This is a genomic window from Lentzea xerophila (genome assembly GCF_051094245.1).
In the GTDB taxonomy this organism is placed as follows: domain Bacteria; phylum Actinomycetota; class Actinomycetes; order Mycobacteriales; family Pseudonocardiaceae; genus Lentzea; species Lentzea xerophila.
The window spans coordinates 627,248-641,276 of sequence record NZ_CP194934.1 but is presented as its reverse complement, the minus strand read 5'-3'; the positions used below and the strand labels follow the sequence as shown (position 1 = coordinate 641,276).

The 14,029-nt window shown below is 68.8% G+C and carries 10 protein-coding genes and 1 pseudogene; 7 read left to right on the top strand and 4 right to left on the bottom strand.

Annotated features, from left to right (window positions below; genetic code table 11):
- Positions 1–460: 460 nt before the first annotated feature.
- Both ACRSBM_RS03155 and ACRSBM_RS03150 read right to left on the bottom strand, forming a co-directional pair.
- A pseudogene (locus ACRSBM_RS03155) lies at positions 461–940 on the bottom strand (AAA family ATPase); the annotation flags it as partial.
- 67 nt (positions 941–1,007) lie between these two features.
- The gene (locus tag ACRSBM_RS03150) at positions 1,008–3,215 is read right to left on the bottom strand and encodes a GH92 family glycosyl hydrolase (RefSeq protein ID WP_434439559.1); all 2,208 of its coding nucleotides are present in this window, start codon (positions 3,213–3,215) and stop codon (positions 1,008–1,010) included.
- Between the two features lie 400 nt (positions 3,216–3,615).
- On the opposite strand from ACRSBM_RS03150, the gene ACRSBM_RS03145 reads away from it, so the two are divergent.
- The 7 genes from ACRSBM_RS03145 (at position 3,616) to ACRSBM_RS03115 (ending at position 11,720) form a co-directional block, all read left to right on the top strand.
- Complete coding sequence (locus ACRSBM_RS03145; protein WP_434439557.1) at positions 3,616–4,599, top strand: LacI family DNA-binding transcriptional regulator; 984 nt, start codon at positions 3,616–3,618, stop codon at positions 4,597–4,599.
- Positions 4,596–5,627, top strand: a complete 1,032-nt coding sequence (locus ACRSBM_RS03140; protein WP_434439554.1) for a class I mannose-6-phosphate isomerase — start codon at positions 4,596–4,598, stop codon at positions 5,625–5,627. The genes ACRSBM_RS03145 and ACRSBM_RS03140 overlap by 4 nt, the downstream gene beginning before the upstream one ends.
- Entirely contained in the window at positions 5,624–6,388 is a 765-nt protein-coding gene (locus tag ACRSBM_RS03135; protein WP_434439552.1) for an ATP-binding cassette domain-containing protein, read from the top strand. Before ACRSBM_RS03140 ends, ACRSBM_RS03135 begins: the two co-directional genes overlap by 4 nt.
- 23 nt (positions 6,389–6,411) lie before the next feature.
- Positions 6,412–7,425, top strand: a complete 1,014-nt coding sequence (locus tag ACRSBM_RS03130; protein WP_434439549.1) for an ABC transporter permease — start codon at positions 6,412–6,414, stop codon at positions 7,423–7,425.
- 17 nt (positions 7,426–7,442) lie between these two features.
- Positions 7,443–8,417: an ABC transporter substrate-binding protein gene (locus ACRSBM_RS03125; protein WP_434439546.1), complete on the top strand. Its 975-nt coding sequence runs from the start codon at positions 7,443–7,445 to the stop codon at positions 8,415–8,417.
- Between the two features lie 230 nt (positions 8,418–8,647).
- Positions 8,648–10,186 carry an alpha/beta hydrolase gene (locus ACRSBM_RS03120; RefSeq protein WP_434439543.1) on the top strand — a complete coding sequence of 513 codons (1,539 nt, stop codon included), beginning with the start codon at positions 8,648–8,650 and terminating at the stop codon, positions 10,184–10,186.
- Positions 10,187–10,199: 13 nt separating this feature from the next.
- A complete protein-coding gene (locus ACRSBM_RS03115) occupies positions 10,200–11,720 on the top strand; it encodes an alpha/beta hydrolase (protein WP_434439540.1) in 1,521 nt (506 codons plus the stop codon).
- Between the two features lie 88 nt (positions 11,721–11,808).
- Here ACRSBM_RS03115 and ACRSBM_RS03110 read toward each other — a convergent pair whose 3' ends face one another.
- Together ACRSBM_RS03110 and ACRSBM_RS03105 are read right to left on the bottom strand one after the other, a co-directional pair.
- Positions 11,809–12,462: a response regulator gene (locus ACRSBM_RS03110; protein WP_434439537.1), complete on the bottom strand. Its 654-nt coding sequence runs from the start codon at positions 12,460–12,462 to the stop codon at positions 11,809–11,811.
- A complete protein-coding gene (locus ACRSBM_RS03105) occupies positions 12,453–13,964 on the bottom strand; it encodes a sensor histidine kinase (RefSeq protein ID WP_434439534.1) in 1,512 nt (503 codons plus the stop codon). Before ACRSBM_RS03105 ends, ACRSBM_RS03110 begins: the two co-directional genes overlap by 10 nt.
- Between the last annotated feature and the right edge of the window lie 65 nt (positions 13,965–14,029).

Genomic DNA, 14,029 nt, shown 5'->3' with positions numbered 1-14,029 from the left:
CGTCGTTCTCCCGCACCACCAACGACTTCGCCTGCAACGCCGTGAGCAGGCCGATCACCGGGCCGTCGTGCACGACCCTGGCGATCTCCACCCCGAACCCGCCCGGCAGCAGCGCGAGCCGGCGGAACAGCTGCTTCTCCGGTGTGGTCAGCAGGTCGTGACTCCACGCGATGGCCGCGCGCAGGCTCTGGTGCCGTGCCTGTTCGCCCGAGTCGCTGAGCAGGTCCAGGCGGTGGTCGAGGTTGTTCGCGAGCTCGGTCAGCGGTACGGACCTGGACAGCTTCGCGGCCAGCTCCACCGCGAGCGGTACACCGTCGAGCCGCGCGCAGATCGCCGTGATCGCGTCCTGGTCGCCTTGTGCCCCGGCGCGGTCGGTGAAGAGCCGGACCGCGTCGTCCTCCATGCCACGTAACGGGTAGACGACCTCACCGATAGCTCTGAGCGCTTCACGGCTCGTGGCGAGAACCTGGACGTGCGGGCACCGTGCGAGGAGCGCGTCCACGATGTCGCAGCACTCTTCGACGAGATGCTCGCAGTTGTCGACGAGCAGCAGGATCCGGCGGCCGGCCAGCTCCTGCAGCAACGTCGTCCGCAGCGCGACGCCCGCGTGCTGGTACACCCCAACGGCTTCCGCGATCGCCTGCACCACCTGACCGGGCCTGCTCAGCCTGCCCAGCTCGACGGTGCGCACCTCGGCCTTCTTCGCCCGCCTGGCCAGCTCGGACGCGAGCCGCGTCTTCCCGACCCCGGCCGACCCGACGAGCGTGAGCATCCTGCGCCCGCGCAGCAACGAAAGCAGCTCCGCCAGCTCACTCTCCCTGCCGACGAACGCGTCGTCGTAGACCGGCAGCTCGGCGACCACAGTGGACGTACCCGCGGAACGCCGGCGGTAGGCACGCTGACGGCACGCGTTCGAGCAGTACCGCGCCCGCGACGGCATGGGCGCGAAAACCGTGCCACAGCTCGCGCAGGTCCCCATCGCAGGAGCGTACGACCGTTTGTGCGTCTCAAATGGAAAGTGTGTGGAGGTCAACCTCGAGAGTGGTCCCCGACCACAGTTGCGCGATCTCGATCCGGTCCTTGGTCTTGGCGAGCCAGCCGCTGCGCACCCGCTGCACGGCCTGCGGCCTGGTGACGTCGGCGGCTTCTGCCTCGATCACGATGTCCCTGCCGTTCTCCAGGTGGACCACGGCTTTCCTGAACCTGGGCGCGTGCGGCACGAACTCGCCGGTTCCCGGCACCACGGGGTACATCCCGAGCGCGCTGAACACGTACCAGGCGGACATGGTGCCGAGGTCGTCGTTGCCCGTGACGCCCGCCGGTCCGTTGACGAACAACGTCTGCGCGGCCCTGACGACCACCGACGTCTTCTCCGGCTTGCCGATGAGCGCGTACATCCACGGGGCGTGCAGGTCCGGCTCGTTGTTCGGGTTGTACCTGAACTGGTTGTAGTAGTCGTACGGCCCGACAACCCACTTCTCGCGGACCGTCCTCGCGGGATCCTGGAGGAGGTCGGGGTACGCGAAGAAGTCGTCCAGCCGCGCCTCGGCCGCCGCCTTCCCGCCGAGCGCGGTGATCAGCCCGGTGACGTCGTGCTGGCAGAGCCACTGGTACTGCCAGGCCGTGCCCTCGTGGAACCCCTCCGGTCCCTGCGGCGTGAACGGGTCCAGCCAGGCGCCGCTCTGCAGTTTGGGCCGAGGGAATCCGGTGAAGCCGCGGTCCATGACGCTGTGGTCCCAGAGGCCGCGGTGGTTCAGTCCCCGCGCCCTGAGCCGTTCCGCGTCCTCCTGGTGACCGAGCGCCTCAGCCATGATCGCGAGCGTGGCGTCGGCCAGCGCGTACTCCAGGGTCGCCGACGCGCCGTGGTGCGGATCGGTGTCCTGCCCCTTCTTCGGGAAGCGCTTGTCGTACTGGACGAACCCCTGGGCGAGGTAGCTCGGGTTGCCGGACCTGCCCTGGAAACGGGACGCCTGCGGCGGAATCCCGTCGGCGTTCTGGATCAGCGCCTGGTAGGCCTTCCCCTCCAGGCCTTCGAGGTGCCCGAACCGCCACAGGTCGACCAGGAACGGCGTGACCGGGTCGCCGGTCATGCAGTTCGTCTCCTGGTTCGCGTACGCCCAGCGCGGAAGCCAGCCGCCCTGCTCGTGGATGGCCAGGATGCTCCTGGCGATGTCCTTCGACCGCTGGGTGCGGATCAGCGCGAGCAACTGGTTGTGCGCGCGGTAGGTGTCCCAGAGCGAGTAGTACTCGTAATAGGTCCAGTCTTTGGCCAGATGGACCTGGTTGTCGAAGCCGCGGTACCTGCCGTCCGCGTCGCTGCCGGTCAGCGGCTGGAGCAGCACGTGGTAGAGCGCGGTGTAGAAGACCGCGCGCTCGTCCCAGTCCTCGGTGTCGATCTCGATGCAGCCGAGCTCGGCGCGCCAGGCCGCCTGGGCCTCGTTGCGGATGTCGTCGAAGGTCTTGCCGGTGGTCTCGGCCTCGAGGTTGTTCGTGGCGCCCTGTTCATCCACTTGGGACAGTGCCGTGGTGGCCGTGACCGGGCCAGGTTCGAACGTCACCCAGGCGCCACGGAGACCCGCGCCGCCTGCGGACTCGCGGTGGTCCGGTTTGGGACCGGCCGGGCCCCAGGTGCCGAACCGGGTGAACGGGCGGTCGAACCTGGTGGTGAAGTGGGTGAGGTAGGGGCGGCCGCCGCAGAACGCCTGCGTTTCCACGGTTCCGACGATCGTGCGGTCGTCGACGACCCGGACGGAGCTCGCGCTGACCGGCTCCTTGTCGTTGGCCTGGCCGACGTTGACGAGCAGCGTGCCGCCGACGCCGCCCGGGAACGTGTACCGCTCCACCCCCGCCCTCGTCGTGGCGGTGCACTCGACGGTGATGTCACGGTCCAGCTTGACCTTGTAGTAGCCGGGTTTGCCGATCTCGCCGTCGTGCGTGTAGCCGCTGGCGTAGCGCTTGTGGTCGAAGGCCTGCGGCAGCCCGGTGACGGGGAGGATCGGGACGAGGCCGCCCTGTTCCCAGCAGCCCGCGCCGGAGAGGAAGAAGTGGCCGAAGCCCCGGATCCGCTGGTCGTCGTAGCGGTAACCGGCGTAGTGGGAGCCGATCGGGCTGCTGTGGGCCTTGCCGAACGGCATGGACGCGCCGGGGAACGTGTTGCCCTCGTCCTTGGTGCCGATGAACGTGTTTACCGACTCGATCGGATCCAGTGCGTCCACGGGTTTCACCCTAGAGGGGATTCCGGGCCGCGGCGGGATGGCCGGATGGTCCGGTCGGGTGGTGTGGCGGATCGTCGGGTTCCAGCGGTGTAGGGACCGGACCGGGGTGCATCCGCCGCCGCATGCGCACCCCGGCCCGGGGGTCTGTCGCCGGAGCCGGAAGCCACCCTCGGGCTGACAACGCTGTCCGTCACCTGATCATCGCGGAGCGCACACGGGCCAGGTCAAGATCAGCGCTCTCACTTGTCCGGTTTCGGACATCAGGCAGCCGAACGGAACGGCGCTTGACCGGTCCGGAACTGTTGACAAGGACGTAAAGCCGAGGTGAGATACGGCCACTATGACAACGTTGTCCCCCAGCGGGCCCGTGGCCGGTCAACGCAAGGTACGTCGCGCGACGATGAACGACGTCGCGCGGCTCGCGGGCGTGAGCATCAAGACCGTCTCACGCGTGGTCAACGACGAGCCGGGTGTGCACCCGTCCACCGCCGAGCGCGTGCTCGCGGCCATCGACCAGCTCGGGTTCCGGCGGAACCTGAGTGCCCGCAACCTGCGCCGGGGGTCGTCCACCGGCACGATCGGGCTGGTGCTGGAGGACGTCGGCAACCCGTTCTACTCCGGCGTGACCCGTGCTGTCGAGGAAATCGCCCGGCTGCGCGGCAGACAGGTGATCTCCGGGTCCTCCGACGAGGATCCCGGACGTGAGCGCGAGCTGGCGCTGGAGTTCTGCAGCAGGCGCGTGGACGGGCTGTTGATCGTGCCCGCCGGGCTGCAGCACAGCTACCTGGTGCCGGAGATGCGCGCGGGGACGCCGGTGGTGTTCCTGGACCGGCCCGCGGGTGACGTCGTGGCCGACACCGTGCTGGTGGACAACATCGGCGGGACCGTCGAGGCGGTCACGCACCTGGCCGCGCACGGGCATCGGCGGATCGCGTTCCTCGGGGACGCGCCGGACATCTTCACCGCGAACGAGCGCCTGCGCGGGTACCGCGAGGGGTGTGTGCGGGCGGGCATCGGCTACCACGAGGAACTCGTGGCGATGGGGCCGCACGACGAGAGCAGCGTGGCGACCACGTTGCGGCGGTTGCAGAGCATGCGTGAGCCCGCCACGGCGGTCGTGGCCGGAAACAACCGCATCACCGTGTACATCCTGCGGTCTCTCGCGGGGGTCGCGGAACGGCCTGCCCTGGTGGGCTTCGACGACTTCGAACTCGCTGACCTGTTGTCGCCGCCGGTGACCGTGATCGCGCACGACGCGAGCGCGCTCGGCAAGGCGGCCACCGATTTGTTGTTCGCCCGACTGGACGGCGACAACTCACCACCGCGCCGCGTCGTGCTGCCGGTGCGCTTGGTGCCACGAGGATCCGGGGAGGTCCACGCGTGAGTTCTGGTGTTCTCCACCAGCCTGTCAACCTGCCTGCCAACCAACCGAAGCAGTTCTACCGCGGCGGGGAGGCGATCGCCGCGCTGCGCGGCGGGACGAGCGGCGACTTCGGCCCCGAGGACTGGGTGGCGTCGACGACGACGCTCTTCGGACGCAGTGACGCCGGGTTGACAACGTTGCCGAACGGCGTACTCCTGCGCGACGCCGTGACGGCGGACCCGACCGGATGGCTCGGCGCGGACCACGCGGCCAAGTTCGGCGCCGACACGGCGTTGCTGGTGAAGCTGCTCGACGCGGGCCAGCGCCTGCCCGTGCACTGCCACCCGTCGAACGCCTTCGCGTCCTCGCACCTGAACTGCCGTCACGGCAAGACGGAGGCGTGGATCGTCGTCGGCACGACCGGACCGGACCCGACCGTCTACATCGGATTCCGCGACGACGTGCCCGCCGGCACCGTCGCCGAGTGGGTCGCCACGCAGAACACGAAGGCGATGCTCGACGCGCTCAACCCCGTCTGCGTCCGGCCCGGTGACACGGTCTTCGTGCCCGCCGGTGTGCCGCACGCGATCGGTGAAGGCGTGTTCATCGTCGAGCTACAGCAGCCCACCGACTTCTCGGTGACGCTGGAGTGGCAGGGCTTCCTCGCCAACGACGACGCCGGTCACCTCGGTCTCGGCTACGACGTGGCGCTGGACTGCGTCGACCGGCAGGGCTGGAGCGGTCAGCTCGACCGGCTGGTGCGCCAGACGTCGGAGAAGTGGGCGCCGTCGGTCGACCTGCTCGGCCCCGACGCGGACCCGTTCTTCCAGGCCGACCGCCTGCACGTGGAGGGCTCCTTCGCGCTGGAGCCGTCGTTCGCCGTGCTGGTGGTGCTGGAGGGTGCCGGCCAGCTCGGTGAGCTGGAGGTGCGCAAGGGCAGCACCGTCGTCGTGCCGCACGCGGCCGGCGAGCTGGGGCTGTCCGGCGACCTGGTGGCGATCCGCTGCCGACCACCCGTTCTGTCCACTGTGGAGGATGTATCGCCATGAGCGGGCCCCTGCTCGAGGCTCGGGATCTCACGAAGAGCTACGGCACCGTGGAAGCTCTCCGCGGTGCCTCCTTCTCCGCCTACCCCGGCGAGGTCGTGTCGCTGATCGGCGACAACGGCGCGGGCAAGTCCACCCTGGTGAAGTGCCTCTCCGGGGTGGAGCAGCCGACCGGCGGCACGTTGCTGTTCGAGGGCGAGCCGCTCATCCTGAACTCCCCCAACGCCGCCCGCGACCGCGGCATCGAGACCGTGTTCCAGGACCTCGCGGTCGCGCCCGACCTCGACCCGGCCGCGAACATGTTCCTGGGCAGGGAGATCCTCAAGCCCGGCGTCCTCGGACTGCTGGGCGTGCTCGACAAGAAGGCCATGCGCAAGCAGGCCGCCGAGCACTTCACCCGGTTCGGCGCGACGCTGCAGAGCATCGACGTGCCGATCGCGGCGCTGTCCGGTGGTCAGCGCCAGTCCGTCGCGGTCGCCCGTTCGGTCGCCTGGGCGTCGAAGCTCGTGTTCATGGACGAGCCGACGGCCGCACTCGGCGTGGTGCAACGGGAACGCGTGCTGGAGGTGATCAAGCGCGTGCGCGACGAGGGCATCGCGGTGGTGCTGATCTCGCACAACATGCCCGAGGTGCTGTCGGTCTCCGATCGCGTCGAGGTGCTGCGCCTCGGCCGTCGCGTGGCCCGGTTCAAGGCTTCCGAGACCAGCGTCGAAGAACTCGTCGGCGCGATGACCGGCGCACTGTCCCAGGAGGACGCGGCGTAATGACCACGGACGAGAAGACAACGATGTCAGCTCTGCCGGACGACCAGCGCACACCGCTGCTCAAACGTCTGACCGGCGCGAACACGCTGTGGATCGGCCTGGTGCTGCTGGTCCTGGTCGGCATGTTCGGCGCGATCCGCCCGGACGCGATCTTCCAGGTGACCACGCTGCAGTTCCTGCTCGCGGAAACCGCCGTGCTGCTGGTGCTCTCGGTCGGCATGACGTTCGTGATCATCACGTCCGGCATCGACTTGTCCGTCGGTTCGGTGCTGGTGTTCGCGAGCGTCAGTTCCGCGATGGCGATGAACTCGGTATCCGGCGGCGACGCGACGAACGCGGGCTGGGGCGTGATCGGGTTCGGCCTGCTGGTCGCGGTGGTCAGCGGCGCGGCCTGGGGCCTGCTCAACGGCCTGCTGATCTCGCGGGCGAAGATCCCCGCGCTGATCGTCACCCTGGGCACGTTCGGCGCGGCGCAGGGCGCGGCCCTGTTGCTGAACAACGGTTCCAACGTCTCGGGCATCCCGGACAAGCTGAACCGCACCTTCGGCTCCGGCACGTACTTCGGCATCCCGAACATCGTGATCGTGGCCGCGATCGTCACCGCCCTCGGCGCGCTGCTGTTGTCCACCACGCGCTTCGGCCGCTACACCTACGCGGTCGGGTCGAACGAGGAGGCGGCGCGCCGCGTCGGCATCTCGGTGCGCGGCCACCTGACGAAGGTGTACCTGCTCGCGGGCACCCTGGCGGGCCTCGCGGGCTTCATGGGCAACGCGTTCTTCCGGGTCGCGGTCGTCACCGGCCACGAGACGGACAACCTGAACGCGATCGCCGCCGTCGTCCTGGGAGGAACCAGCATCTTCGGCGGCATGGGGTCGGTGCTGGGCACGGTCTTCGGCGTGTTCATCCCGGCGGTGCTGGAGAAGGGCCTCGTGATCATCGGGGTCAAGGAGTTCTGGCAGCCGATCGCCGTGGCGATCGTGCTGGTGGCCGCCGTGTGGCTGGACCAGACACGGCGGCGGGCGCGCAACCAACGTTAGGGAAAGGTGCCGGACCAATGAAGATCCGCTCCGCAGTGGCAGTCTCAGCCGCTTTCCTGCTCGCCGCGTGTGGCGGGGGTGGGCAGATCGGCGACTCGGGTTCGGGCGACTCCGCCACGAACAAGAAGCTGGTATTGATCCCCGGTATCACCGCGGAACCGTTCTACATCTCGATGCAGTGCGGGTTCGAGGAGGCCGCGAAGGCCGCGGGCTACGAGGTCGACACGCAGGCGCCCGCCAAGTTCGACGCGGCCCAGCAGACCCCGATCGTCACGGGCATCCTCGCCTCGAAGCCCGCCGCGGTCCTGATCGCGCCGACCGACGACAAGGCCATGGCCGGCCCGATGAAGCAGCTCAAGGACGCGGGCATCAAGGTCGTCGAGGTCGACACCAAGCTGCAGGACACCTCGATCGCCGTGTCCTCCATCTCGTCCAACAACGAGCAGGGCGGCAAGCTCGCCGCCGAGACCCTGAACAAGCTCACGGCCGGCAAGACCGGCTCGGTGCTGGTGCTGAACACCAAGGCCGGCACGTCCACGACCGACGCCCGCGCCAAGGGCTTCGAGGACGCCATCAAGAACTTCCCGAACCTCAAGTACATCGGCCAGCAGTACACCGACAACGAGCCCGCCACCGCGGCCTCGAAGGTGACCGCGACCCTGGCCGCGAACCCGGACCTGATCGGCGTGTTCGCGACCAACCTGAACTCCGGCGAGGGCGCGGCGACCGGCCTGCGCAACGCGGGCAAGACCGGCGCGGTGAACCTGGTCGGCTTCGACGCCTCGCCGAAGCAGGTGCAGGACCTGCAGGCCGGCACCGTGCAGGCCCTGATCGCGCAGGACCCGGCCGCGATCGGCAAGCAGGGCGTCGAGCAGGCGATCGCCGCGATCGAGGGCAAGGAGACCAAGCGCGACATCGAGACGGACCTGGTGGCGATCATTAAGGACGACGCGCAGGCCAACTCGAAGTACTTCTACAAGCAGTCCTGCTGAGGTCTGGTTCGCGGAGGGCCGTTCCCGGTGCGGGGACGGCCCTCCGTGCTGTCGGCGGTCCTCAGGGCGGCCCCAACTGCGTCGCATGACGAACGTCATCAGGGCCTGCCCAGGTCGGCGTAAGACCAGAGTTGTACCCGGTTGCCTCCCAAAGGCCGATGCTCCCAGCCCCGCGAAGCGATGAGCTGTGGTGCCGGTCGTATTCGACCGGCAGAAGGGGGAACAACCGAATGCACCGCAGAAAACTGACGGCGGCACTGGCCGCCGCCATCTCCGCGAGTCTGCTGACAGCGCCGCAGGCCCAGGCACAGTCGACGTTCGCCACGCAGGACATCGAGTGGCAGCAGTGCTTCGAGACACCGCCACCGGGAGCTCCGCCGGGCACGGAACGCCTCGAATGCGGCAGCTTCACCGCGCCGATGGACTGGAACAACCAGGACAACGGCAAGACCATCACGATCGCGGTCAGCCGGCTCAGGCCGAAGACCGGCACGGCGAAGAGCACCGTCTTCACCAACCCCGGCGGACCGGGTGGTGCCGGCCGCACGATGCCGCTGCTCTACCTCGAGCGGCCCCAGCTGAGCGAGAACGCCGAGATCATCGGCATCGACGTGCGCGGCACCGGCGCCAGCAGCAACGTCACGTGCGGGAACTTCAACGCCGAGGGGCAGGCTGATCCGCGTGACCGCAGCAGGGCCAACCTGGACCTGCTCTACGGCAGCATGGAGCTGCTCGCGAAGTTCTGCCAGACCAAGTCGGGCGAGTTCGGCAGGTACGTCTCCACCGACCAGACGGTGAAGGACCTCGACCTGCTGCGCCAGGTGCTCGGCAAGAAGAAGGTCAGCTGGCTCGGCTACTCCGGCGGCAGCTGGCTGGGCGCCTACTACGCCACTTACTTCCCGAAGACGCTCGACAAGGTCGTGCTCGACTCCAACGTCGACTTCACCACGTCGTGGCAGTCGATCTTCGACGACTGGGGGATGGCCTTCGAGCGCCGGTTCCGCGTCGACTTCCTGCCGTGGGTGGCGAAGTACGACGGCGTCTACCACCTCGGCAAGACCGGCGAGGAGGTTCGTCAGTCCTACGAGCGCACGCGCGCCAAGCTCAACGCGCAGCCCGTAACGCGGCCGGAAGGCGTGTACAACGGCGTGACGCTCGACCTCCTGTTGCGAGGAACGCTCTACAGCAAGGACAACTTCGCCGGCGGCGCGCAGATCTTCGCCGAACTGGCCGGTGCGGTGCCCGCGCTGATGACGGCACAGGCCAGTTACCCGGACGCCCAGACCGGCACCGCGTACTCCATCATCTGCAACGACACGCCGTTCCAGGGTGGCAGGAAGTTCCTGGAGCGCGACGCCGCCCGCGACGGCGCCCGGTGGCCGCTCGTCGGCTACACCCAGATCGCCGGCCCGTGCGCGTTCTGGGACCGGCCGAACGTGAAACTCAAGCAGCCGACCGGGGTCGGCGTCGCTTCGACGTTGATGGTGCAGTCGGTGCGCGACCCGGCGACGCCGATCGAGCAGGCGCAACGGGCACACCGGAACTTCCGGAACTCCGTGCTGCTCACCGTCGAGGACGAGGGTGACCACGGCATCTACGGGTTCGGCAACCCCTGCGTGAACGACATCGTCGAGCGCTACCTCGTCGACGGCGTCACTCCCGCCAAGGACCTGAAGTGCCCCGGTGTTCCGCTGCCCGCTCCCGGTGAGCAGAGCGCGCAGAACTCGCTCACCACGGCACACAAGCTCGCCACCCAGCTCGGCTGGTAAAGGAGGGAAACCGATGCATCGCAAGAAGATCGCGGCGGCCCTGGCCGTCGCCACGGCGACATCACTGCTGATCGCGCCACAGGCGCAGGCCAGTACGTTCGCCGCGCAGGAGATCAGCTGGCAGAAGTGTTTCGACCCGGTACCGCCCGGCGCGGAACGCCTGGAGTGCGGCAGCTTCACCGCGCCGATGGACTGGAACAACCAGAACAACGGCAAGACCATCACCATCGCCGTGAGCCGCACCAAACCGGTCAACGGCAAGGCGAAGACCGCCGTCTTCACCAACCCCGGCGGGCCCGGCGGTGCGGGGCGCACCCTGCCGCTGGTCTACCAGAGCCGTCCGAAGCTCAGCGAGAACGCCGAGATCTACGGCATCGACGTGCGCGGAACGGGTGCCAGCAGCAACATCACCTGCGGCGGGTTCGACACGCTCGGCGCGACGGACCCGCGTGACCGCAGCAAGGCCAACCTCGACCTGATCTACAGCGGCATGGAGCTGCAGGCCAGGTTCTGCCAGACCAAGTCCGGCGAGTTCGGCAAGTACGTCACCACCGAGCAGACCGTGAAGGACCTCGACCTGCTGCGCCAGGTGCTGGGGCGCAAGAAGGTCGACTGGATCGGCTACTCGGGCGGTACCTGGATGGGCGCGTACTACGCCACCTACTTCCCCAAGACGCTCGACAAGATCGTGCTCGACTCCAACGTCGACTTCACCGGCACGTGGCAACCGGTGTTCGACGACTTCGGCATGGGCCTCGAGCGGCGGTTCCGGGTCGACTTCCTGCCGTGGGTGGCGAAGTACGACGACGTCTACCACCTCGGCAAGACCGCGGAGGCAGTGCGCCAGTCCTACGAGCGGACGCGGGCGAAGCTCGGACAGCAGCCCGTCACCCTGCCGGACGGCACGTACTACCCGGTCAATCTCGACCTCGTGCTGATCCAGGGCCAGTACAGCAAGTACGCCTTCGACGGCGCGGCGCGCAAGCTGGCCGAACTGGCCGGGGCGGTGCCCGCACAGCTGACGGCGCAGGCCAGCTACCCGGACGCGCAGACCGCCACGCTGAACACGATTCTGTGCAACGACACGCCGTTCCGCGGTGGCCGGAAGTACCTGGAGCGCGACGCCGCCCGCGACGGCGCCAAGTGGCCGCTCATGGGCTACTACCAGATCATGGGTCCCTGCGCGTACTGGGACAGGCCGGACGTGAACCTCAAGCGCCCCACCGGCATCGGCGTCACGCCGACGCTGATGGTGCAGTCCGAGCGGGACGCGCCGACGCCGATCGAGGGTGCGCGCAGGTCGCACGCCGGGTTCGCCGGTTCGCGGATGCTGACCGTGAAGGACGAGGGTGACCACGGCATCTACGGGTTCGACAACGCCTGCGTCAACGACGTCGTCGAGCGCTACCTCGTCGACCGCGTGACGCCCGCGAAGGACCTGTCCTGCCCCGGCGTGCCGCTGCCCGAACCGGGCACGCAGCAGGCCGGGCCGCTGGAGCAGGCGCGGAGGCTGGCGGTTCAGCTCGGCTGGTGACACCCACCGCGAAACAACGTTGATGGGGGGAGCTTTCCTAAACCTGAGGTTTAGGAAAGCTCCCCCCATCAACCTCACCGCCAGGGGCTCAGAACGAGCCGGGGTGGGCGCGTCTGCGCCGGGCCGCGTAGACGCCCGCCTCGGTGCGGCGGTCGAAGCCGAGCTTGTGCAGCAGGCTCGACACGTAGTTCTTGACGGTCTTCTCGGCGAGGAACAGGCGGTTCGCGATCTGCCGGTTCGTCATGCCCTCGGCGATGAGGTCGAGGATGCGGCGTTCCTGCGGGCTGAGCGCGGCATAGCGCGGGTCTTCCTCGGGCCCGCCCCTCAGCCGTTGCAGCACAGTCGCCGTGACGCCGGCGTGCAGCAGTGAGCCGCCGGACGCGAGAGTGCGGACCGCGGCCACGAGGTCGTTGCCGGAGACCTCCTTCAGCATGTAGCCGGAGGCGCCCGCCATGATCGCGCCGAACAGCGCCTCGTCGTCCGAATAGGACGTGAGCATCAGGCACGCGGGCGGCGGCTGCACCAGACTCCTGATCTCCCGGCACACCGTGACGCCGTCGCCGTCGGGCAACCGGACGTCGATGATCGCCACGTCCGGCTTGAGCCGGGGTGCCTGCGCGACCGCGGCCGTCGCGCTGTCCGCCTGCCCGACGACCATGATGTCGTCGGCCTGTGCCAGCAACTGCACCAGCCCGCGCCGCACGATCTCGTGGTCGTCCACCAAGAGCACCGCTATCGCCATCTCGCCTCCTGCAGCACCAGTGGGACGAACCAGGTGATGCTCACCCCCGCGCCGGGGATCGAGTCCACCGCGCAGTCGCCGTGGTGACGCCGCGCCCGAGCCGCCATGTTCGCGAGTCCGCCCGCGTGATGGGGCACTCCCGGCGAATCGTCAGCCAACGGCAAGCCTCTGCCGTCGTCCTTCACCATGAGCTCGACACTCGTCACCGTCCGGTCGACGCTGACGGTGACAGCCACGTGGCTCGCCCGTGCGTGGCGCACGACGTTCGTGAGCGCTTCTCTGAGGGTGGCGAGAAGATCGGGCCTGACCTCGTCCGGCACGACGGAGTCGAGCGGCCCCTCCAGTGACACGTCGGGCTCGAAGCCGAGGAGCCGCGCGGACTCGTGCACCGCGCTGAGCAGCTGTCCGCGCAGGCTCGTGCCGCCGGACGGCGGTTCCTGCAGGGAGAAGATGGTGCGGCGGATCTCGCGGATCGTGTGGTCGACCTCCTCCACGAACCCGCTGATCCGTTCGGTGAGCTGGGGCCGCCCGCTCAGCCCGGTCAGCCCCTGCAGCCCGAGGCCGAGGCCGAACAGCCGCTGGATGACCAGGTCGTGCAGGTCCCGCGCGATGCGGTCGCGTTCCTCCAGCACCGCGATCCGCTCGGTGTCCCCCTGCGCCTTGGTGAACTCGAGGACGAGCGCGGCCTGCGCCGCGAAGGCCTCGATGAGCTCGGGCGAGTCGAAGCCGGGCTCGTTCTGCGGCCGGGCCAGGATGAGGACGCCGATCGTCCTGTCCCCCACCGTGAGCGGCACGACCGCGCACGGCCCCGGCACCATCGGCACCGTGCCCTCGTCGTGGCACTCGGCCTGGCCCGACTCGTAGACCCGGTAGCTGACCGTGCCCTCCTTCGGCACCCGCATGCCCTCGGCGTCGTACGAGCCGCCGTCGGTCACCTCGATGACGAGGTCGCCGTTGTGGTCCGGGAGCACCACGGCCGTGAAGTCGGCGTCGGCTGTTTGGCGTGCCGTCTTCGCTACCAGGTAGAGCGCATCACGGCCGTTGGTGCCTGTCAGCAGGTTGGTCGTCACCTCGGCGGCCGCGCGTAGCCAGACCTCACGTTCGTGCGTCTTCTCATACCGGTCGAGGTGGCCGATGGCCGAACCCGCCGCGGTGGCGATGGCGGTGAGGACGTCGCGGTCCCGGCGGGTGAACTCGGCCTTGCCGCTCAGGAAGAGGTTGCCGAACGTCTCGTCGTGGACCTTGATCGGCGCGCCCAGGAAGTCGGCCACGCCGAGGGAGCGCGGGTCACCGGACGTGATGTGCACCTGGCCGTCGTGATGCGCGGTGAACTCCGTGAGCTCCTTGTGGCCGTTGATCACCGCCAGGGCGCCGTAGGGGGCGTCGATCAGGTCGCAGGCGGACTCGACCACGTGGTGGAGCAGGTCGGGGAGGGTGTCGTCGTCGGCGAAGGACAGTACGACGTCCAGCACTCGCTGTTCTGTGCTCACGTTGCCGCCCACGGCTTCACCCCTTTGGGGGAGAGAAGTGACACCGTACGAACGACTGAGGGTAACTCCCCTCAGTA